The sequence below is a fragment of the Flavisphingopyxis soli genome, from assembly GCF_007995095.1.
GTDB lineage: Bacteria > Pseudomonadota > Alphaproteobacteria > Sphingomonadales > Sphingomonadaceae > Flavisphingopyxis > Flavisphingopyxis soli.
The window spans coordinates 141,906-160,707 of sequence record NZ_VOPY01000002.1 but is presented as its reverse complement, the minus strand read 5'-3'; the positions used below and the strand labels follow the sequence as shown (position 1 = coordinate 160,707).

Genomic DNA, 18,802 nt, shown 5'->3' with positions numbered 1-18,802 from the left:
TCGCGCTTTGGTATCGGCCAGTCTGTCGCGCCCAGTCTGTTCGCGCCCGGTTTATTCCCGCCCAGTCTATCCCCTTCAGTCTAGTCCTGCGGACTTCCCGCTGCCGCCCTCGCGCCTGAACGCGCGCGCCTGGACTTCGGCACGCCCGGCCTCACTCCTCGCCGGACACAAAACACTTGCATCGCCGCGTTCCAGCGTTACAGCACGCTAATACATTACAACAACCGGTGCAAACATGGCCTCCCCATCCGAACCGCTATCCAGAGACCTTCTCCTCGAGCAACTGTCCGACGCGCTGCTCGTTCCGACCGACCACGCCGAGATGGCCGCGCTGCTCAGCGACCTGTGCACGCCCGCCGAGCTCCACAGCCTCGCCGAGCGCTGGCAGGTCGCCCGGTTGCTCGACACGACCGACAAATCGTATCGCGAAATCCACGACGATACCGGGGTCAGCACGACGACGATCGTGCGCGTCGCACGCTTTCTGAAACACGAGCCGCACCTCGGTTATCGCCGCACGCTCGATGCGGTGAAAAGCCGCCAGAACAAAGGAGCGCGCGATGTTCGCTGATACCGACCGGCTCCACATCGCGATCCAGAAGAACGGCCGCCTTGCCGATTACAGCCGCGACCTGCTGCGCGATGCAGGCATGCGCGTCGTCAAGGGCGTCAACGACCTCGCTGCACGCGTCGAGAACTTCCCGCTCGACCTGCTCTTCGTCCGCGATGACGACATCCCGACCTTCGTCGCCGACGGGGTGTGCGATTTCGGCATCGTCGGCGGCAATGTCCTGGAGGAGTTCGCGCTCGGCACGCCTGACGCGAAATTCGAGATCGTCAGCCGCCTCGGCTTCGGCCGCTGCACGCTCAAGATCGCGGGCAAGGACGGCGTGGAATACGCCTCACCCGCCAGTCTTTCGGGCAAGCGCATCGCAACATCGTATCCGTTGATCGTCAATCGCTTCCTCGCCGATGCGGGGGTCGAATCCTCGATCGTCACGATGAACGGCGCGGTCGAGCTCGCCCCGCGGCTCGGCATCGCCGATTTCATCTGCGACATTGTCTCGACCGGCGCGACGCTCGACGCCAACGGCCTTGTCGCGTTCGACACGGTGTATGAAAGCGAGGCGGTGCTGGTCCGCGCGCAACGTCCCGTCGATGCCGCCAAGGCCGCCGCGGCCGAGCAGATGCTCGGGCGTCTGGAAGGCGTGCTGGCAACCAAGGAGGCCAAGTACATCATGCTCAACGCCGGCAGCGAGAACCTGCCCGCGATCACCGCGCTGTTGCCCGGCGCGGGTGCGCCGACGGTCCTGCCACTGCACGGCCGCCCCGGCCAGTTCGCGGTCCACGCGGTGTGTCAGGAATCGGTTTTCTGGGAGACGTTGCAGAAGCTGAAAGCCGCAGGCGCTTCGGCGATCCTCGTCGTCCCGATTGAAAAGATGATGATGTGAAGACGCTGACCTGGTCCGAACTCGACGATAACGCGCGCGATGCGGCCCTCGCGCGTCCAGCGGCACGTGCCGACGCGGCACTGCGTGAGGGCGTGCGCACGATCATCGAGGACGTGCGCGATTCCGGCTGGGATGCGCTGTGCGCGCACGCCGAGCGGATCGACGGAACGCCCCCCAAACGCATCGCCGTCGCGCTCGCGGCCGAAGACGCGCGGCGCCGCCTGACAACCGAGCAGATGCGCGCCATGCAGCTGGCGCGTGCCAACATCGCGCGCTTCCACGACGCCGCACGACCCGCCGACCTCAGCATCGAAACGCTGCCGGGCCTCACTGTGCGCAAGCTGTGGCGACCGATCGACAGCGTCGGCATCTATGTGCCGGGGGGGACCGCGCCGCTGTTTTCGACGCTGATGATGCTCGCCATTCCAGCCAAGGCGGCGGGCGTGCCCAACATCGCCGTCGTCACCCCGCCGCGACCCGACGGCACGCTCGACCCCGCGATCGCGGTTGCCGCCGAGCTGGCCGGGATCGATGCGATCTGGAGCGTCGGCGGCGCGCAGGCGATCGCCGCGCTGGCCTTCGGTGCGGGCGATATTCCGCGCTGCGCCAAGATCTGCGGCCCCGGCAATGCCTGGGTGGCCGAAGCCAAGACGCAGGTCGCGGCGATGGCTGGCGGCCCCGCGATCGACCTGCCCGCCGGCCCGAGCGAGCTGATGGTCATCGCCGATGGCGATGCGTCACCCGAAATCGTCGCCGCCGACCTGCTTGGCCAGGCCGAACACGACGCCAGCGCGCAGGTCGTGCTGGTGACGACCGACGCCACTCTCGCCAAACGTGTCGCAGCCTTGCTCCCCGAGCTCGCCGCGTCGCTGCCACGCCGCGATATCGCGCTCGCCTCGCTCGACAATGCGCGGATCATCATCGCCGACAGCCTTGCGATCGCCGCCGATATCGCCAACCTCTATGCGCCCGAGCATCTCTCGCTCGCGATCTCCGATCCCGACGCGCTGCTGCCCGCGATCCGCAATGCCGGCGCGGTGTTCGCCGGCGCGCTCGCCGCCGAAACCTTCGGCGACTATCTCGCCGGGTCGAGCCATGTCCTGCCGACCGACGGCGGCGCCCGCGCCTGGGGCGGCGTCACCGTCCACACCTTCCTGAAGGCGATGACGGTGCAAAGCGTTACCCCCGCCGCGCTGCGCAAGATCGCAGCGCCTGCCGCGACGCTGGCGCGGATCGAAGGCCTCGAGGCGCACGCGCGCGCCGCCGAGGCCCGCCTCGTCACGCAAAACGCAGGAGCGACCGCATGACCAGCCTCGCCGAACGCCTCGCGCGCCCCGAAATCCTGGCGCTGCCGCACGTCGACATTGCTGCCAACCCGGCCAGCGCACGCGACATCGTCAAGCTCGATTCGAACGAGAACGGCTATCCGCCGCTCGTCACCGGGCCGCTTGCCGGCGACATCAACCGCTATCCCGATCCACAGGCGCTGCGGCTGACCGCGCGGATGGCAGCGCTTTATGGCGTTGCCCCCGACGAGATCGTCGTCACGCGCGGTGCCGATGATGCGATCGACGCGCTGGTGCGGGCCTTCTGCCGCGCGGGTGAGGACGCCGTCGCCTGCTGCCCGCCGACCTTCGGCCAATATGCGCAGGCCGCGCGGATCCAGGGCGCGCGCGTCGTCGAGGTGCCGCTAACCGCCGATTTCGCGCTCGACGAAGACGCGTTGATCGACGCAGTCCGGCGTGACGGTGCGGTCAAGCTCGTCTTCCTCTGCTCGCCCAACAACCCGACCGGCGATGTCATCGCGCCCGGGACGGTCCGCCGCGTGACTGCCGCGCTGCCCGACACGCTGATCGTTCTCGACGAAGCCTATATCGAGTTCGCCGATGTCGAGAGCATGGCGACCGAAGCGACGCGCGCCGACAATCTCGTCGTCCTGCGCACGCTGTCGAAAGCCTATGGCCTGGCCGGGGCGCGGATCGGTGCGCTGGTCGGCCCTTCTTCGCTGACCGCGATCGTCGGGCGCGTCCTGCCGCCCTATGCCCTGCCCTCGCCATCGCTTGCCGCCGCGCTCGACGCGCTCGCGCCGACGCTGATGCCGATCCACGCCGAGCGCATTGCCACGATTATCGCCGACCGCGCACGGCTTGCCGGACTGCTGCGCGATGCAGACGGCGTGACCTCGGTGCGCGAAGGCGGCGCCAATTTCCTCCTGCTCGACGTCGCCGATCCCGCCGCGCTCGCCCGGCGAGCCGAAGCGGCTGGCGTCCTGCTCCGTTTTCGCCCGCAGGTCGCGCCCGGCGCGGTCCGCGCGACAATCGGCACGCCTGCCGAAAACGCCGCCTTGCTCGCGCTGTTCGGCCAAACCGCCGGGCGCACCAACCGGACCGGCCAGGCGATCCGCCACACCAAGGAAACCCGTATCGCGGTCGCGATCGACCTCGACCGCGCCGAGCCGCGCAGCATCGCTACCGGTATTCCGTTTTACGACCACATGCTCGACCAGGTCGCGGCGCATGCGGGATTCTCGCTGATCCTGCAGTGCGAGGGCGACCTCGACATCGACGCGCACCACAGCATCGAGGATTGCGCGATCGCGTTCGGCAGCGCGCTGTCCGATGCGCTCGGCGCGCGGCGCGGCATCGGCCGCTTCGGATTTTCGCTGCCGATGGACGAAACGCAGGCCGAGGTGCTGATCGACCTGTCGGGCCGCCCGTTCGCCAGGTTCGACGGCGATTTCACCGCGAGCCATATCGGGGCCTATCCGACCGAGATGACACGCCATGTCTTTCGCAGCTTTGCCGACAGTCTCGGCGCCGCGCTCCATGTCCGCGTCACCGGCGACAACGACCATCACAAGACCGAGGCGTGCTACAAGGCATTCGGGCGCGCGCTGCGCCAAGCGGTGCGGACAGAGGGTGACAGCCTAAGCGTGCCGAGCACCAAGGGCGTGCTGTGAGCGTCAAGATGGGCGCATCCGCCCCCGACATGGCGATCCTCGACCTCGGCTATGGCAACATCGCCTCGATCGCGCTGGCGTTCGAGCGGCTCGGTTGCGATCCCGTGCGAACCGCCGATCCCGCCACGTTGCGCAGCGCGCGGCGCGTCGTCGTCCCCGGCGTCGGCGCGGCGGGCTTTGCGATGACGCGGATCGCCGCGCTCGGCCTGCGCGACGTGATTCCCGCGCTGACCCAGCCGGTGCTCGGCATCTGCCTCGGCATGCAGTTGCTGTTCGAGCACAGCGAAGAGGACGATGTCGCGATGCTCGGCATGATCCCCGGCCGTGTCCGCCGCATCGCCGCCGCGCCGGGGCGCCCGGTTCCGCACATGGGCTGGAGCCAGCTTACGCTGCGCACGCCATTCTCTGGGACTGGCGTCGCGGGCCTTGCCGATGGCGACTACGCCTATTTCGCGCACAGCTTTGCCTGCGACGACGGGCCCGCAAGCATCGCGGTCACTGATTATGGCAGTGCGATCCCGGCAGTCGTCGAACACGGCAATGTCATCGCCGCACAATTCCACCCCGAACGATCGGGCGCGGTTGGCGCGGCGTTCCTCACTTCGTTTCTCGCCCGCACATCGGAGCCCATGCCATGCTGATCTATCCCGCGATCGACCTGATGGACGGCGGCTGCGTGCGCCTGCGTCAGGGCGATTTCGACGCGCGCACCGATTATGCGCGCAATCCGCGCGACGCACTTAGCGACTATGCCGAAGCGGGCGCGCGCTGGAGCCATATCGTCGATCTCGACGGCGCACGCGCACGCGAACCGCGCCAGCACGCACTGATCGCTGAACTTGCGCGGGCATCATCGCTGCGGCTGCAGGTCGCGGGCGGTTTCCGCACCGCCGACCACGTCGCCGCGATGCTCCACGCCGGCGCGGCCCGCGTCGTAATCGGCAGCCTCGCGGTGACCGATCCCGACGCGGTATCGGCAATGATCGCCACGCACGGGCCCGATCGCATCGCGCTCGCGCTCGACATCAATTTGGAAGAAGGCGTGCCGATCTGCGCGCTGTCGGGCTGGCGAGAATCGTCGCGCGTGTCGCTGTGGGATGCCGCCGCGCGCATTCCCGCGGCGCGCCATATCCTCGTGACCGACATCGGCCGCGACGGGATGATGGCGGGGCCCAATAGCGCGCTCGTCCGCAGCCTCGTCGAACGCCTGCCCGAAATCGCGATCCAGGCATCGGGCGGCGTGTCGAACCTTGACGATGTCGCCGCGCTCGCCGCAACCGGCGCGGCATCGGCGATCGTCGGCAAAGCGCTGTGGGAAGAGCGGATCGATTTGCGAGAGGCGATTGCCCGTGCCCGCATTTAGGATCATTCCGTGTCTCGACGTGCGCGCCGGGCGCGTGGTCAAGGGTGTCCAGTTCGCCAACCATCGCGACGTCGGCGATATCGTCGAACACGCGCTCTATTATCGCGACCATGGCGCCGACGAGCTGGTCTTCTATGACATTACCGCGAGCGCAGAGCGGCGCGGGATCGACCTCGCCTGGGTCGAGCGCGTCGCGCGGGTGATCGATATCCCCTTCGCCGTCGCGGGCGGCATTGCGACACGCGATGCTGCTGCCGCCGTGCTCGACGCGGGGGCCGACAAGCTGTCGATCAATTCGCCCGCCCTCGCCGACCCCGACCTGATCGACGCACTCGCGCGCGATTTCGGCAGCCAGTGTGTCGTCCTGGGTCTCGACAGCTTCCGCGACGAGGACGGCACCTATCGCGTCAAACAATATACCGGCAGCGAAGCAACGAGCCGCGATGCCGGGCGTGAAAGCATCGCCTGGGCGCGCGAGGCGACCGAGCGCGGCGCGGGCGAGATTGTCCTCAACTGCATGAAACGCGACGGCATGCAGGGTGGCTATGACTGCGAGCATATTGCCGCCGTCGTCGCCGCGGTCGATGTCCCGGTCATCGCCTCTGGCGGCGCGGGCAAGGCCGGGCATTTCGCCGATGCGCACGCCGCGGGTGCGAGCGGCGGGCTGGCCGCCAGCATCTTCCACGATCGCCGCGTCGCGATTCCCGACCTCAAACAGGATCTCGCCGCGCGCGGGATAGAGATACGCCCCTATGACCGACCCTGAGCGCACCAATATCGCCCGATTCGACCCCGCCACGCTCGATTGGAACAAGACCGGCGGGTTGATCCCCGCGATCGTCCAGCACGCCGCGACGCGCCAGGTCCTGATGCTCGGCTATATGAACCGCGAAGCGCTCGACGCCAGCCTCGCCAGCGGCATGGCGACCTTCTTCAGTCGCTCGAGGCAGCGGCTATGGCAAAAGGGCGAGAGCAGCGGCAACAGCCTGACCATCGTCTCGATCGAGGCCGATTGCGACGGCGACACGCTGCTGGTGCTGGCAAACCCCGCGGGGCCGACCTGTCATCGCGGCACGATAAGCTGCTTCGGCACGGGCGATGCGCGATTCGCCTTTCCCGCCAGCCTGGAAAGCATCGTCGCCGAGCGCGCATTGGCCGATCCGGCGACGAGCTATACCGCCAGCCTGATGGCGCGCGGGATCAAGCGGATCGCGCAGAAGGTCGGCGAAGAGGGTGTCGAAACCGCGCTCGCCGCCGCGACCGGCGACACGCAAGAGTGCATCAGCGAAACCGCCGACCTCGCCTTTCACCTCACCGTCATGCTCAAGGCCATCGGGCGCGGCTGGGGCGACGTCGAGGCGGAACTCGCGACGCGTCATGCCGATGCCAAAAGGGATGATGGTGCTGCTGGAGAGGATTGAACTCTCGGCCTCACCCTTACCAAGGGTGTGCTCTACCACTGAGCTACAGCAGCACATATCCGAGGGGGTCCGCCTGAAGCGTTCGCCCCGCCCCATCGGGGCAGCGGCGCTCTTGCGGCAAGCCCCGTCAGGTGTCAACAGGCTGTCATGAGCCAGACCCCGCAAAAACCCGCACAAGCCGAAATAGAGGCCGAAAAGAAGCGCCGTCTCGCCGAGCAGCTGCGCGCCAACCTGCGCAAGCGCAAGAGCCAGGCGCGCGCGTTGAGCGACGAGGATTAGACGTTATTCTGTGGGCTTGACCCACGGATAAGCCTTCACCGGCACCGGAATGTTGCAGATATCGGCCCCGCCGGCTGGAACGATAAAGAACGGGTCGCGCCGGTTGGCGCGCGCGTCGGCATATTGGGCGAAGGCGTCGCTGTCGGTCGAGAGGTACGCGAAGCGCGGGCGCTCGGTGGCAGGAAGGTCGCTCGCCAGCCGGACCGAGACGATCGGCGTCGGGCTTTCGTCGTCATTATAGAAACCGAGCGTGCCGTGGCCGCGCGGCAGGCTGGAGAGATGCTCCATCCCGTCGATCACCCGCCCGACCAGCGCAATGTTGCGGTCGAGATGGCGCGGCGCATGGCCGATGACGGTGTAGAGCTCGGCGCCGGTGCCGGTGTTGGGCGACATATCGCGCCCGACGCCGACCATGCCGTAGCAATGGACGGGCCAGCCCCTCTCTTCCCGCGATCCGGCTAAAGGCCAGCCATTGGACCAAAAAGCCGTATAGGCATACGGATCGTTAGCTCCGATCGGGCGACCAAAAACCCGCTCGACGACGCCCGGTTTGGTAATCGGCGCGTAACGATTGGTGGAAAATGTATATTCGCTCTCTGGAACCACCGCCAAACCCTCGGGCAGCGGCTTCTTCTCGGTCGCGTCACCCCATTGCGCGACGTAATTGTCCTGGACGCGGTTTACGCTGGTGCCATCCCACCAGTGCGCCGCGGCGAGCTTGCGCATGTTGCCTATCCACCCCTGCGAGAAGGGCGGCGGCATCAGCTGGATGACGACGCGGCGTGGCTTGCCCTTGGCATCGGGCGCGAGCTCCATCACCATCAGGTCGCTCGCCGCGATCTCGACCCAGTCGCCGCCCGGCGCGGCATCGACGATGGCATTGGGTGACGGTGCCTCGGCGGGCGCGGCGGGCTTTGGCGGGTCGGCCTGGGCGAGCGCGGAGGTGACGGGAAGCGCGGCGCATCCGGCAAGCAGGACGGCGGCGATCGAGAGCGTGAAGGTGCGGGTCATGCGCGCACCCTGCCATATCGCGCGGCGAGGTCAATACACGCGCTTGCCCCGCCCCACGCATCACGATAGGAGCCGCGTTTCCAAGCATGCGGAGCGGTGGCCGAGTGGTCGAAGGCGCTCGCCTGGAAAGTGAGTATACGTCACAAGCGTATCGTGGGTTCGAATCCCACCCGCTCCGCCACATCATCGACTATCTCCGCCGTCGTCCTAACCGCCGCTTCATGTCTGCGCTCAATGGGTTTTGGCATTCGATGCGGTGCTCCCGCGCGCTTCGGAGAGCAGCGTGATCGACATGCGGCGGTTGCGCGGGTCGGCGGCATCGTCGGGACTGTAGGGCTGGCGATCGGCGACGCCCTCGATCTTGTCGAACTGCGCCTCGGTGAGCCCGCCCGAGATCAGCGCCTGCCGCGTGGCCTCGGCGCGCGCGGCCGACAACAGCCAGTTGTTCATCGTCTTGCCCGAGGCATAAGGCAGGCTGTCGGTGTGGCCGCGCACCGCGATGCCGTTGGTCAACGGCACGATCGATTCGGCCACTTCACGCAGCAAGAGCTGCGCGCGTGGCACCAGCTTGTCGCTCGACAGTTCGAACATCGCAAAATCGGCCGCGTCGACGACTTCGATCCGCAAGCCTTCGTCGCTGCGGAAAAAACGGATATTCTCGGCCAGGTTGCGGAGCTGTTCGCGCCTCTTGAGTCGCTCCCGAATCTTCTTTTCGATCTGCTTGAACGCCTCGTCTTCCTCTTCGGGTGTCGGCTTGTTGGCGCCGTCCTTGCTGCCCCAGGCGTCCTTCGGGACAGTGATGGCGCGCTCGCCGACCTGCGAGGCAGAATGGGCAAAATTGTCCTTCGAAATCATCGAATCGCCGCCGAACGGGCCGCTGTTCGACCCGGCGCTGCCGTCCTGCCGTATCTCGACAAGCGTCGGCGTGAAATAGTCGGCAATCGCCTTCTTGTCTTTTTCGTCGGTCGAACCGAGCAGCCACATCAGCAGGAAGAACGCCATCATCGCGGTCACGAAATCGGCATAGGCGACCTTCCACGCACCACCATGGTGCGCGCTATGGTCGTCGGCGATAATCTTCTTGATGATGATCGGTCGCTGGTTCGACCCCGAAGACTTGCTGGCCATGGGTCAGCGCGCCCTCAACCCGTCGAAGACGTCGGCAAAGCTGGGCTGGTTGGCATGGTCGAGCCCCGAACGCGCCGCCTCGATAACGAGCGGTTGCGGATGGCCGTGCAGGCTGGCGATGATGATCTGCTTGGCGACCTCGTAGATCTTGAGGTCTTCCTCGATGATCGCGCGGACGCGGTTGGCGATCGGCCCGACCATGCCGTACGCGAGGAGCACGCCGAGGAAGGTTCCGACCAGCGCCGAGCCGATCATTTCGCCGAGGATTTCGGGAGGCTGGTCGATCGCGCCCATCGTCTTGACGACGCCGAGCACGGCGGCGACGATGCCGAGTGCAGGAAGTGCGTCGGCGAGCCACTGGAGGTTGTCGGCAGGCCCGAGCGCGCTCTTGTGATGCGTCTTGAGATGCTGATCGACCACTTCCTCGACCGAATGCGGATCGAGGTCACCCGACGACACGACGACGAGGCGCAGGCTGTCGCAGATCAACGCGACGAGCGTCTTGTCCGCCATGAGGCGTGGAAATTCGGCGAAGATTGCGCTGTTCTGCGGATCCTCGACATGCGGTTCGAGTGCAACCGGCCCTTCGGCGCGGAGCATCTTCATCAACTTGCCGCACAGGAAGATGCAGTCGAGATAATCCTGGCGCTTGAATTTGGGGCCCTTGAAGACCTTCGCAAAACCGCCACCGAGCGCCTTGAGCTGGGTGCCGTTGTTGCCCGTCACGATCGCGGCCAACGCCGAACCGCCGATGATCATCATTTCCAACGGCAGCGCATGCAGGACCGCGCCCAGATCGCCGCCCGAAATTACGAAACCCCCGAATACCATGACCACCAGAATGACGAGACCGATAGCTGGCATCATGGGCGCAGTTCCTGTTCAATGGCCTTGGGCGGACGCCCGAAGGTGCAACCGGATACAAGACGTATCCACTTGAGATGTTTAACGGCTGCGCGGGCGCCAGCTTAAGGGCCCAAATCACCGCATTCGAATGCTAGCGAAGAAAATCGAGCAGCGACCGCTGGGTGATCCGGCCATAGACCGATTGCGCCGCCTGCAATGTGATATCGAGCTTCTTAAGGCGTGTGATTGCGTCGGTAACATCAACGCTTTCGATCTGCTGACGGCGTTCGGCAAGGACGATCTTGCTATCGATAAACTGGTTGCGAGCGCTTTCGAGACGTCCCCGCGCCACGCCCTGTTCGGTGAGCATGACCGAGACATGATTGGTCGCACTGTCGAGCGTGGTGAGCGCCGCGCTGCGCTGCGCACCGCTGCCGTTGCGGATCGCATCGATCGTGGTCAGCATCGCGTCCTTCAGCGTCGTCGTGCCTCCCGCGCCATCGTCAATCCCTCCGGACAGCTTGGCGAGTGACGGCGCCGCAATGACTGTCCGCGTTCCGCCGATCGGGACCTCGATCGCAGTATCGGCAAACAATTTTCCGCCATAGCTGTCGTCCTGGTTCAACAGGTCGGAGAAATTGGCGAGGATGCCCTCGAGCTCTTTCGCAATGCCTTCGCGATCGGCCGCGTTGAGCGTGCCGTTATTGGCTTGCACCGTCAGTTCCTTGGCGCGGGTAAGGCCCGTGGCAAGTTCGCTGATGCTCGATTCGGCCTGGACCGCGCGGGTTTCGGCGCGACCGATATTGGCCGTCCACGCCGCCTCGTTACCCTGTTGGCGCGCAACGAGCGACACTTCCAGCCAGCCTTGCGGATCATCCGACGGGACGTTGAGGCGCTTGCCGGTCGCGATCGCGTTCTGCTGCGCAGTGATCGCATGCGCCAGATCGATCTGGCTTTGGATAGCGTCTCTCGGGCGATTGCGATTGATTGATGACATCATGAGAAGGTCCTCACGCGGGGTTAAAAGATAGCCAGGATTGACTGGGTCAGTTCGCGCGCCACCTGGATGACGCGGCTGGCCGCCTCATAGGCTTGCTGCAGCCGGACCAGGTCGGCCGTTTCGTGGTCGAGATCGACGCGCGAGACCGCATCGCGACCGTTGCGCGCATTGCGATCGATCGCGCTGGCGGCCGCGCCCTCGTTCTTGGTGGCCAGCAGCAGGTTGGCGTGGGTCGAGACGAGCTGGGTCCAGTTCTTCTCGACACCGCCGCTGGTGCGCAGGCCGGCGAGTGCGAGCAGGTTGCCGTTCGGCTTTCCGCTGGCGTCGGCGACGGCAAGATCGCTCGCCGCGATCGCGATCATCGTCAGGCCGGCAGCACCGCCACCGCCGGTCACGAGCGGCGTGCCCGGATTGCCCGCATCGGTTCGCCCGGCGGCGTGCCAGTCGTTGACCTGCGTGGCGAATTTTTCTGCCATCTGGTCGAGCTGGGCGAGATCGCTCGTCGCGGCACTGCGCGACCGGCTGAGGCCGGCAAGCAAGCCATTGGCGGGCACCTTGCCCCCCTGCCCGTCGACCAGCACGCGAAAGCTGCCATCAGGATTGTCGGCCATGCTCAGCGTTGCGAAGGTGTCGACCCCGGCAATCGTTTCACCGCCATAGCGGATCGTCGCAACGCCATCGTTGCCAAGGCTGATATCGACATCGATGCGTTCGCTGACCACGGCGAGCGCAGCATCGCGCTGATCGAGCAATCCGGCAGCAGCCTGCGTACCGGCGGGCGTCTTGCGCAGCTCGACGTTGATCTTGGCGATGTTTTCGAGGACCTGGTTGAGCCCCAGCAGTTCGTTTCCGGCACGCTGTCCGATCTGATCGATCGACTGGCCGAGGTTGGCCGCCGTTCGCTGAAACGTGTCGGCGGTTGCGCCGATCTCGTTGATGAAGGTCGTGCGCAGCGAAGGATCGAACGGCGCCGCAGCCAGTTCGTCGGCGCGCGAATAGAAACTGGCGAGACGCGTTCCGACATCGTCGCCCGAATTGCTGAGACCGGTCTCGATCGTGCCGAGCCAGTTGGTCATCGTATCGGTGCGCACCAGCGAGGCACCGCTCAGGCGAACCGATGCTTCGAGGAATTCGTCGCCTGAACGCACGATCCCGTTGACCCGGACGCCGTTCAACCCGCTCTCAGCGGTGTAGAGCGGGTTCAGATAGCCGGTAACGGTCGAGTCGCCCAAATCGGTGCGGCGGCGCACGTAGTCGGCGTTTTCAACGTTGGCGATGTTCTGTGAAACGGTATCGAGCGCCGCGCTATAAGCGCGCAGGGCCGACCGTCCGATACTGAGCAGGCCCGTCATGATCCACCCTCGAACTGTTTGAGGAGAAGGTCGGCGATGCCGAACTTGCTGTTACCCGCCATGGCGTCGGCCATCTTGGCATCCTGCATGTCGCGAAACTGTTCGGTCGCCTGGTTGGAGAACATGTCTTCGGCGAGCGAGGCGCTGCGCATCGTCCCGATCATCTGGCGCAGGAAGATCGCCTCGAACGCCTTGGCCGCCGAGCGCAGGTCGTCCTTGCTCTGCGCCGGACCGGCCGAGCTGGCTGGCGCCGCGGCGCCGGCGTTTGCCGAGGCGATCGGCGTGCTCACAGGATCACCAGATCGGCAGTGAGCGCGCCGGCCTGTTTGAGGGCTTCGAGGATCGCCGCGAGGTCGCTGGGGCTCGCCCCGATCGCATTGATCGACTGGACGATTTCCGACAGCGATGCCCCGCGGGCGACGAACGCCGAAACGGGTTCCTGCTGGATCTCGATCGCGCTGCGTTCCTCGACCGCGGTCTGGCCCTTGCTGAATGGCGCAGGCTGAACGACAGTCGGCGCTTCCTGCACGCGCACCGTGAGCGATCCGTGACTGACCGCCGCAGGGCTGATACGGACCGCGCCGTTGATGACGACGGTGCCGGTGCGTGCATTGACGATGACCCGCGCTGGCGCTTCCGCCGGGGTGACCATCATATTCTCGATCGCGCCCATCAGGACGACGCGCTGGTTCACATCGCTTGGCGCGCGGATCAGGACCGACACGGCATCGCTCGCCGAGGCGATCTGCTGCCCGGTCTGCTGGTTGATCGCATCGGCGACGCGCAGCGCGGTGGTAAGATCGGCCTGTGCCAGGTTAAAGGTCAGATAGGGCGACTGCTCGAAGCCGGTGGCGACAAGCCGTTCGACCGAAGCGCCGCCGGCAATCCGGCCGACCGAAGGAATGTTGACCGTCGTCGTCGAGCCATCGCGGCCTTCGACACCGAGGCCGCCGACTGCGAGATTGCCCTGCGCCATCGCATAGATCTGACCATCGGCGCCGAGCAGCGGCATCATGATCAGCGTGCCGCCGCGCAGCGATTTGGCCTTGCCGATCGCCGAGACGGTGACGTCGATCCGCTGACCCGGCTTCGACATCGCGGGAAGGTCGGCGGTGACCAGCACCGCAGCGGCATTCTTGGTCGCCGGATTGATCCCCGGCGGCAAGGTCATGCCGAAGCGCGTGGCGACGCCCTTCATCGCGATTGTCGCATATTCGAGGCTGTCGTCGCCCGTGCCGGCAAGGCCAACGACGATGCCATAGCCCGTCAGCTGGTTGCTGCGCAGGCCCTGGAAGCCGCCGATATCCTTGATCCGTTCAGCCGAAGCCGCGCTCGGGAGCAACAGCGTCGCCGACAGGACGAGAACGAACTTGGCGAAGAAGGAAGCGATCCTGGTCATCAGAAGGGACTCACTATGTTGAAGAATCTCTGCAGCCAGCCCTGCTTGCTCGCCTGCGCGATCTCGCCGGCACCGCCGTAATCGATGTGCGCATCGGCGACGCGGCTCGACGCGACGATGTTTTCGGGGCCGATATCGGCGATCCGAACGAGACCGCTGAAGCGGACATATTCGTCGCCGCGATTGAGCCGGATCAGCTTTTCGCCGCGAACGAGCATCGTTCCGTTGGGAAAGACCTGCGCGACGGTCACGCTGATCTCGCCGCTCAGGGCGTTGCTCTGCTGAGCGCTGCCGCCGCCCTTGAAGTTGGTGCCGCCGCCGAACGAGACATCGCTCGGGTTGAACACCGACAACGGACCGGTGGTCGGCGGAGTGATGCCGAAACTGCCCGACTTGTCGACGTTCGCACTGTTCGATTTCACCGCCTGGGTGCGCTCGATCAAGGCGATCGTCAGCAGGTCGCCGACGCGCGCCGCGCGGGCGCCCGACGTCAGCGGGGCATAGCCCGCGCTGGCCTGGAAAATCGAACCGTCGGTCGCCGCGGGAGGCAGCTGCACCGGGGTGGGCGCCAGCGTGACCGCGTAAGCCGGGTCGGGTCGGGCCTGTTCGCTGGCCAGGCACCCGGCGAGAAGCGGGGTGACGGCGACGAGGAGAAAGGTTGTCTTCATGGTCAGGATCCTCATCACAATTGCTGGTTGGCGAACTGGAGCATTTCGTCGGTCGCCTTGATCATCTTCGAATTGACCTCGTAGGCCCGCTGGGTCTCGATCATGTCGACCAGCTCTTCGACGATATTGACGTTCGATCCTTCGAGCGCGCCCTGGCGCATGACGCCACGGCCTTCTTCGCCGCCGGCACCGATGATCGGTGCGCCGCTTGCGCCGGTTTCCTTGAGCAGGTTGTTGCCGATCGACTGGAGGCCGGCCGAATTGACGAAGTTCGCCAGCTCGATCTTGCCCAGCTCGCTTGGCTCGGACTGGCCGGGCAAGGTCGCCGAGACAGTGCCGTCGGCGCCGATCGTGACCGCAGTCGCACCCGACGGGATCTGGATCTGCGGCTGAAGCGGCAGGCCTTCGGAGGTCACCATGGAGCCGTCGGCGGTCATGTTGAAATTGCCCGAGCGGGTGTAGGCGTTGGTGCCATCGGGCATCGCGACCTGAAAATAGCCGGCGCCTTCGATCGCGAGGTCGAGCGCGTTGCCCGTCGTCTGCAGCGACCCTTGCGTATCAATCCGGGCGGTCCCCGATACGGCAACGCCGGTGCCAAGCGCGAGGCCGACGGCATATTTGTTCTGGCTGTCGGCAGCGGCGCCCTGCTGGACGACCTGCTGATAGGCCAGGGTTTCGAACTGCGCGCGGTCGCGCTTGAAACCGGTCGTGTTGACGTTCGCCAGGTTGTTGGCGATCACGCGCATCTTGGTGTTCTGTGCGTCGAGCCCGGTACGGGCGACTTGCAAGGCTGAATTGCTCATCTGTCAGTCTCCATTGGTGCCGCGGTCAGCGCGGCAGCTGCATGATGCTGGCGCCACCTTCGTCCAGCTCTTTGGCGGTTGTCAGAAGCTTGACCTGCGCCTCGTAGGCACGGCTGGTTTCGATCATGTCGACCAGTGATTGGGTCATGCTGACGTTCGATCCTTCCAGCGCACCGCTTTGCAGCCTTGCATCTGGGTCTGACGGCAAAGCGCCGCCGTTCTTAACTCGAAAGAGGGTATCCAAACCCTTCACCACGTCGCTGCCCTTGGGGCTGACGACGCGAAGCCGGTCGATCTGCTGCGGCTGGTTGGGATCGCCGCCCTTGGGGACGATCCACACACCGCCGTCCTCTGAGATGCGGATGCTGTCGGCAGCGGGGACCACGAGCGGGCCGCCTTCACCGAGGACGGGGTGTCCGTCACCAGTGGTCAGCAGCCCGCTCTGGCTCATCATCAAGTCGCCGCGACGGGTGTAACCCTCGTCGCCATCGGGGGCCTGGACAGCAAGCATGCTGTCACCGCCGAGCGCGATGTCGAGCGGTCGCCCGGTCTCCTTCACCGCGCCGGCGTCCATGTTCGCGCCCAGCACCGCTTCGGTGACATGGGCACGGCTTTGCAGCACCGGACCGCTGACGTATTTCGCCTGCGCGTTGACCACCTCGGCGCGAAAGCCGGTGGTGTCCGCGTTCGCCATGTTGTTGGCGATCGCGGTCTGGCGAGCCATGATGCCTTGCATCGCGCGCAGACTGATATGGGTCATCCGGTCCATGGGCTGTTCCTCGATGGTTTAGGTTAGGCCGAGGTCGATCAGACCTGCAGGTTGACGATCGTCTGCGTCATCTTGTTGGCCGTCTCGATCGCCTGGGCGTTGGCCTGGAAATTCCGTTGCGCCGCGATCAGCGAAACGAGTTCCTCGGTCATGTCGATATTGGCGGTTTCGAGCGAACCCGAGCGAACCGTGCCGAGCTGGCCGGTGCCCGCCTGGGCAAGTTCGGCCAGGCCCGATGCGCCGGTCGCCTGCCAATGCGCATCGCCGATCGGGCGAAGCCCCTCGACGGCGACGAAGCTGGCCATGGCGAGCGAACCGAGCGCCTGCTGGTTGCCGTTCGAATAGGTCGCGATGATGTTGCCGTTGTTCGCAACGCTGACGTTGGCGAGGACCGCATTGGGATCCGATGGATCGGTTTGCGGCAGGACCAGGTTGGTCATGTCGGCAGGATTGTTCGAGGACAGGTCGCCATTGGCATCGACCGGCAGCAGCTGGACGATGTTGCCGGTGCTATCGACGACTTCGCGGTTGTTGTTAACGCTGAACGCGCCGTTGCGGGTGTAGCTGATCGACCCCGTCGTGTTGGGGCTCTTGACGATGAAGAAGCCTTCGCCGGCGACCGCGAGGTCGAGCGTACGATCGGTCGATTCAAGCGTACCCTGGGTGAACTGCTGCTTGATTCCCTGCAGCTGGACGCCCTGGCCCGCGATCTTGGCTGTGTTCTGGGTCGGCGAGGCGGCGAACAGGTCGCCGAACTGTGCGCGGCTCTTCTTGAACCCGGTCGAGCTGCCGTTGGCGATGTTATTCGACACGACGGCAAGATCGGATTGTGCAGCCTTAAGTCCGCTGAGTGACGTTAGAAATGACATTTACTCTCTCCTTGGTAAAATCGGGGCACGAGATTCAGATTGGGTATGGCAGGCGATCAGCCGACGCCGCGGACGGCGGAAACCTCGATCGGACCTGCAGCGGTGGTGAGGACGGCGCCGGGCCCGGTGGCCGAGACGCCGACCGCGGTGACCGGGAGCCAGGTGGCGGTCGACGAGGCGACCCCGCCCGAGACACGGACCTTGAGCGGGCCGAAATCGAGCGGCTGGCCGTTGTCGTCGAGGCTCTGGAACGCAAACGGCACCTGGCCCGCTTCGACCGGGCCAGCGGTGGCCGAGCGGCGGACGTTGCCCGCCTGATCGACGAGTTCGATCGTCAGCGAATCGGTGGGACCAGCGAGCGTCAGCTCGCCGCGATAAAGGCCGTTGGCGTCCATCGCCGCGACATTGCCTTCAGCAAGCACTGACTTGCCGATGAACTGCGTCGCTTCGGACAGGCGGCTGCCGGCAAAGGCATCGGCGATGCCCTTGAGCGACTTGTTCATTTCGGTGATGCCGGCGACCGACGAGAACTGCGCCATCTGCGCAACCATCGCCTGGTTGTCGACCGGCTTGAACGGATCCTGGTATTTCAGCTGCGCTGTCATCAGGCGCAGGAAAGAATTCTGGTCGAGCGACCCACCGCCGGTGGCGTTGGTCGGCTGGGCCATTGTCAGTCCGGCCGGAAGGCTGTTTGGAATACTACTCATTTGCCCATCCTTACTGTGTCGAGGATCAGCGACTTGGCGGTCTGCAGAACCTGGACGTTGTTTTGATACTGGCGTGCGGTCTCGAGCATATCGATGAGCTCGGAGGCCTCATCGACGCCCGCGTCCCAGACATTGCCGTCGGCATCTGCGACGGGGTTGCTGGGATCGTGGCGCATCTTGGGTTCGACGTTCGACTGGACGATCTTCTGAACATCGACAGTCGCGATGCCGTCGCCGCCGCTAACCGACCGGAATACCGGTTTGAGCGCGCGATAGGCTTCCGCTGCGCTGCCATAGCTCGTTCGGGCGTTGGCGAGGTTCGATGCAGTGGTGTTCATGCGGGCGAGTTGCGCCGACATGGCACGGCCCGATATGTCGAAGATATTCATGGGTTATTCCCCTCTCAATGCGCGGGTGATCGTCATCACGCGCGCTTCCAGGAACGACAGCGTGGTCGAATAGCCGACAGCATTTTCGGCAAAGAGCGTCTGTTCGGTCGACATCTCGACGGTGTTGCCGTCGAGCGAGGACTGCAGCGGGACGCGGTAACCGGCGTTGCCCTTCATCGCGCTGGCCGCGTCGCCGCCGCCGCGCACTTCGCGCATCGCCTTGTCGAAATCGAGATCGCGGGCCTTGTATCCGGGCGTCGCGGCGTTCGCGATATTGGAGGCCAACATCGACAACCGCTGCGATCGCAGCTGCAGCGCGTCCCCGTGGATACCGAAAATTTTGTCTACCATAGTCGCTTCCTGCTTAATCCTGACCCGCCCTTGCCGT

At 65.5% G+C, this 18,802-nt stretch carries 23 protein-coding genes and 2 tRNA genes; 10 read left to right on the top strand and 15 right to left on the bottom strand.

The window, feature by feature from the left end; all coding sequences use genetic code 11:
• Positions 1-235 precede the first annotated feature (235 nt).
• Genes FSZ31_RS07400 through hisIE form a run of 8 tightly spaced genes read left to right on the top strand, consistent with a single transcriptional unit; the run spans position 236 to position 7,194 of the window.
• Positions 236-571: a YerC/YecD family TrpR-related protein gene (locus FSZ31_RS07400; protein WP_147122745.1), complete on the top strand. Its 336-nt coding sequence runs from the start codon at positions 236-238 to the stop codon at positions 569-571.
• Complete coding sequence (hisG, locus tag FSZ31_RS07395; protein WP_147122744.1) at positions 561-1,451, top strand: ATP phosphoribosyltransferase; 891 nt, start codon at positions 561-563, stop codon at positions 1,449-1,451. The genes FSZ31_RS07400 and hisG overlap by 11 nt, the downstream gene beginning before the upstream one ends.
• Positions 1,448-2,758, top strand: a complete 1,311-nt coding sequence (gene hisD, locus FSZ31_RS07390; protein WP_147122743.1) for a histidinol dehydrogenase — start codon at positions 1,448-1,450, stop codon at positions 2,756-2,758. Before hisG ends, hisD begins: the two co-directional genes overlap by 4 nt.
• Complete coding sequence (gene hisC, locus FSZ31_RS07385) at positions 2,755-4,410, top strand: histidinol-phosphate transaminase (protein ID WP_147122742.1); 1,656 nt, start codon at positions 2,755-2,757, stop codon at positions 4,408-4,410. Before hisD ends, hisC begins: the two co-directional genes overlap by 4 nt.
• Entirely contained in the window at positions 4,407-5,051 is a 645-nt protein-coding gene (gene hisH, locus FSZ31_RS07380; RefSeq protein WP_201739142.1) for an imidazole glycerol phosphate synthase subunit HisH, read from the top strand. The genes hisC and hisH overlap by 4 nt, the downstream gene beginning before the upstream one ends.
• Entirely contained in the window at positions 5,045-5,773 is a 729-nt protein-coding gene (locus FSZ31_RS07375) for a 1-(5-phosphoribosyl)-5-[(5-phosphoribosylamino)methylideneamino]imidazole-4-carboxamide isomerase (RefSeq protein WP_147122741.1), read from the top strand. The genes hisH and FSZ31_RS07375 overlap by 7 nt, the downstream gene beginning before the upstream one ends.
• A complete protein-coding gene (hisF, locus tag FSZ31_RS07370; RefSeq protein WP_147122740.1) occupies positions 5,760-6,539 on the top strand; it encodes an imidazole glycerol phosphate synthase subunit HisF in 780 nt (259 codons plus the stop codon). The genes FSZ31_RS07375 and hisF overlap by 14 nt, the downstream gene beginning before the upstream one ends.
• Positions 6,526-7,194 (top strand): bifunctional phosphoribosyl-AMP cyclohydrolase/phosphoribosyl-ATP diphosphatase HisIE, encoded by a 669-nt coding sequence (hisIE, locus tag FSZ31_RS07365; protein WP_147122739.1) that lies wholly within the window; start codon positions 6,526-6,528, stop codon positions 7,192-7,194. The genes hisF and hisIE overlap by 14 nt, the downstream gene beginning before the upstream one ends.
• Here the strand turns inward: hisIE and FSZ31_RS07360 are convergent.
• Positions 7,173-7,247, bottom strand: a tRNA-Thr gene (locus FSZ31_RS07360). The genes hisIE and FSZ31_RS07360 overlap by 22 nt on opposite strands.
• Positions 7,248-7,341: 94 nt before the next feature.
• On the opposite strand from FSZ31_RS07360, the gene FSZ31_RS13035 reads away from it, so the two are divergent.
• A complete protein-coding gene (locus FSZ31_RS13035; protein ID WP_268934265.1) occupies positions 7,342-7,473 on the top strand; it encodes a hypothetical protein in 132 nt (43 codons plus the stop codon).
• 3 nt (positions 7,474-7,476) lie between these two features.
• Here the strand turns inward: FSZ31_RS13035 and FSZ31_RS07355 are convergent, their stop codons facing one another.
• Entirely contained in the window at positions 7,477-8,484 is a 1,008-nt protein-coding gene (locus tag FSZ31_RS07355; protein WP_147122738.1) for a peptidylprolyl isomerase, read from the bottom strand.
• 90 nt (positions 8,485-8,574) lie between these two features.
• On the opposite strand from FSZ31_RS07355, the gene FSZ31_RS07350 reads away from it, so the two are divergent.
• Positions 8,575-8,665: transfer RNA gene (locus FSZ31_RS07350), tRNA-Ser, on the top strand.
• Positions 8,666-8,715: 50 nt separating this feature from the next.
• Here the strand turns inward: FSZ31_RS07350 and FSZ31_RS07345 are convergent.
• The 13 genes from FSZ31_RS07345 to flgB form a co-directional block, all read right to left on the bottom strand.
• Positions 8,716-9,612, bottom strand: a complete 897-nt coding sequence (locus tag FSZ31_RS07345) for a flagellar motor protein MotB (RefSeq protein ID WP_147122737.1) — start codon at positions 9,610-9,612, stop codon at positions 8,716-8,718.
• Between the two features lie 3 nt (positions 9,613-9,615).
• Positions 9,616-10,479: a flagellar motor stator protein MotA gene (motA, locus tag FSZ31_RS07340; RefSeq protein WP_147122736.1), complete on the bottom strand. Its 864-nt coding sequence runs from the start codon at positions 10,477-10,479 to the stop codon at positions 9,616-9,618.
• A 130-nt stretch (positions 10,480-10,609) separates the two neighbouring features.
• Entirely contained in the window at positions 10,610-11,458 is an 849-nt protein-coding gene (locus tag FSZ31_RS07335) for a flagellin (protein ID WP_147122735.1), read from the bottom strand.
• 20 nt (positions 11,459-11,478) lie between these two features.
• Positions 11,479-12,810 (bottom strand): flagellar hook-associated protein FlgK, encoded by a 1,332-nt coding sequence (gene flgK / locus FSZ31_RS07330; protein WP_147122734.1) that lies wholly within the window; start codon positions 12,808-12,810, stop codon positions 11,479-11,481.
• Entirely contained in the window at positions 12,807-13,100 is a 294-nt protein-coding gene (locus FSZ31_RS12995; protein WP_236643718.1) for a rod-binding protein, read from the bottom strand. The genes flgK and FSZ31_RS12995 overlap by 4 nt, the downstream gene beginning before the upstream one ends.
• On the bottom strand, positions 13,097-14,209 hold the full coding sequence (locus tag FSZ31_RS07320) for a flagellar basal body P-ring protein FlgI (protein ID WP_147122733.1): 1,113 nt from the start codon (positions 14,207-14,209) through the stop codon (positions 13,097-13,099). Before FSZ31_RS07320 ends, FSZ31_RS12995 begins: the two co-directional genes overlap by 4 nt.
• Entirely contained in the window at positions 14,209-14,877 is a 669-nt protein-coding gene (locus tag FSZ31_RS07315; protein WP_147122732.1) for a flagellar basal body L-ring protein FlgH, read from the bottom strand. The genes FSZ31_RS07320 and FSZ31_RS07315 overlap by 1 nt, the downstream gene beginning before the upstream one ends.
• A 14-nt stretch (positions 14,878-14,891) precedes the next feature.
• Positions 14,892-15,680 carry a flagellar basal-body rod protein FlgG gene (gene flgG, locus FSZ31_RS07310; protein WP_147122731.1) on the bottom strand — a complete coding sequence of 263 codons (789 nt, stop codon included), beginning with the start codon at positions 15,678-15,680 and terminating at the stop codon, positions 14,892-14,894.
• Positions 15,681-15,705: 25 nt separating this feature from the next.
• The gene (locus FSZ31_RS07305) at positions 15,706-16,449 is read right to left on the bottom strand and encodes a flagellar basal body rod protein FlgF (RefSeq protein WP_147122730.1); all 744 of its coding nucleotides are present in this window, start codon (positions 16,447-16,449) and stop codon (positions 15,706-15,708) included.
• Positions 16,450-16,487: 38 nt separating this feature from the next.
• Positions 16,488-17,318: a flagellar hook-basal body complex protein gene (locus tag FSZ31_RS07300; RefSeq protein WP_147122729.1), complete on the bottom strand. Its 831-nt coding sequence runs from the start codon at positions 17,316-17,318 to the stop codon at positions 16,488-16,490.
• 56 nt (positions 17,319-17,374) lie between these two features.
• Positions 17,375-18,025 (bottom strand): flagellar hook assembly protein FlgD, encoded by a 651-nt coding sequence (locus FSZ31_RS12825; RefSeq protein ID WP_161595983.1) that lies wholly within the window; start codon positions 18,023-18,025, stop codon positions 17,375-17,377.
• Entirely contained in the window at positions 18,022-18,414 is a 393-nt protein-coding gene (gene flgC, locus FSZ31_RS07290; RefSeq protein ID WP_147122728.1) for a flagellar basal body rod protein FlgC, read from the bottom strand. Before flgC ends, FSZ31_RS12825 begins: the two co-directional genes overlap by 4 nt.
• 3 nt (positions 18,415-18,417) lie before the next feature.
• A complete protein-coding gene (flgB, locus tag FSZ31_RS07285; RefSeq protein WP_147122727.1) occupies positions 18,418-18,765 on the bottom strand; it encodes a flagellar basal body rod protein FlgB in 348 nt (115 codons plus the stop codon).
• Positions 18,766-18,802 lie beyond the last annotated feature (37 nt).

Excerpts from the sequence above, each read along its gene's own strand:
- flgB (WP_147122727.1), bottom strand. The coding sequence starts at position 18,765 with ATGGTAGACAAAATTTTCGGTATCCACGGGGACGCGCTGCAGCTGCGA.
- FSZ31_RS07300 (WP_147122729.1), bottom strand. The coding sequence starts at position 17,318 with ATGTCATTTCTAACGTCACTCAGCGGACTTAAGGCTGCACAATCCGAT.
- FSZ31_RS07400 (WP_147122745.1), top strand. The coding sequence starts at position 236 with ATGGCCTCCCCATCCGAACCGCTATCCAGAGACCTTCTCCTCGAGCAA.
- hisIE (WP_147122739.1), top strand. The coding sequence starts at position 6,526 with ATGACCGACCCTGAGCGCACCAATATCGCCCGATTCGACCCCGCCACG.
- hisC (WP_147122742.1), top strand. The coding sequence starts at position 2,755 with ATGACCAGCCTCGCCGAACGCCTCGCGCGCCCCGAAATCCTGGCGCTG.
- flgG (WP_147122731.1), bottom strand. The coding sequence starts at position 15,680 with ATGAGCAATTCAGCCTTGCAAGTCGCCCGTACCGGGCTCGACGCACAG.
- FSZ31_RS07355 (WP_147122738.1), bottom strand. The coding sequence starts at position 8,484 with ATGACCCGCACCTTCACGCTCTCGATCGCCGCCGTCCTGCTTGCCGGA.
- FSZ31_RS13035 (WP_268934265.1), top strand. The coding sequence starts at position 7,342 with ATGAGCCAGACCCCGCAAAAACCCGCACAAGCCGAAATAGAGGCCGAA.
- FSZ31_RS07345 (WP_147122737.1), bottom strand. The coding sequence starts at position 9,612 with ATGGCCAGCAAGTCTTCGGGGTCGAACCAGCGACCGATCATCATCAAG.
- motA (WP_147122736.1), bottom strand. The coding sequence starts at position 10,479 with ATGATGCCAGCTATCGGTCTCGTCATTCTGGTGGTCATGGTATTCGGG.
- flgK (WP_147122734.1), bottom strand. The coding sequence starts at position 12,810 with ATGACGGGCCTGCTCAGTATCGGACGGTCGGCCCTGCGCGCTTATAGC.
- FSZ31_RS07315 (WP_147122732.1), bottom strand. The coding sequence starts at position 14,877 with ATGAAGACAACCTTTCTCCTCGTCGCCGTCACCCCGCTTCTCGCCGGG.
- FSZ31_RS12825 (WP_161595983.1), bottom strand. The coding sequence starts at position 18,025 with ATGAGTAGTATTCCAAACAGCCTTCCGGCCGGACTGACAATGGCCCAG.
- FSZ31_RS07335 (WP_147122735.1), bottom strand. The coding sequence starts at position 11,458 with ATGATGTCATCAATCAATCGCAATCGCCCGAGAGACGCTATCCAAAGC.
- FSZ31_RS07320 (WP_147122733.1), bottom strand. The coding sequence starts at position 14,209 with ATGACCAGGATCGCTTCCTTCTTCGCCAAGTTCGTTCTCGTCCTGTCG.
- hisG (WP_147122744.1), top strand. The coding sequence starts at position 561 with ATGTTCGCTGATACCGACCGGCTCCACATCGCGATCCAGAAGAACGGC.
- FSZ31_RS07305 (WP_147122730.1), bottom strand. The coding sequence starts at position 16,449 with ATGGACCGGATGACCCATATCAGTCTGCGCGCGATGCAAGGCATCATG.
- flgC (WP_147122728.1), bottom strand. The coding sequence starts at position 18,414 with ATGAATATCTTCGACATATCGGGCCGTGCCATGTCGGCGCAACTCGCC.
- FSZ31_RS07375 (WP_147122741.1), top strand. The coding sequence starts at position 5,045 with ATGCTGATCTATCCCGCGATCGACCTGATGGACGGCGGCTGCGTGCGC.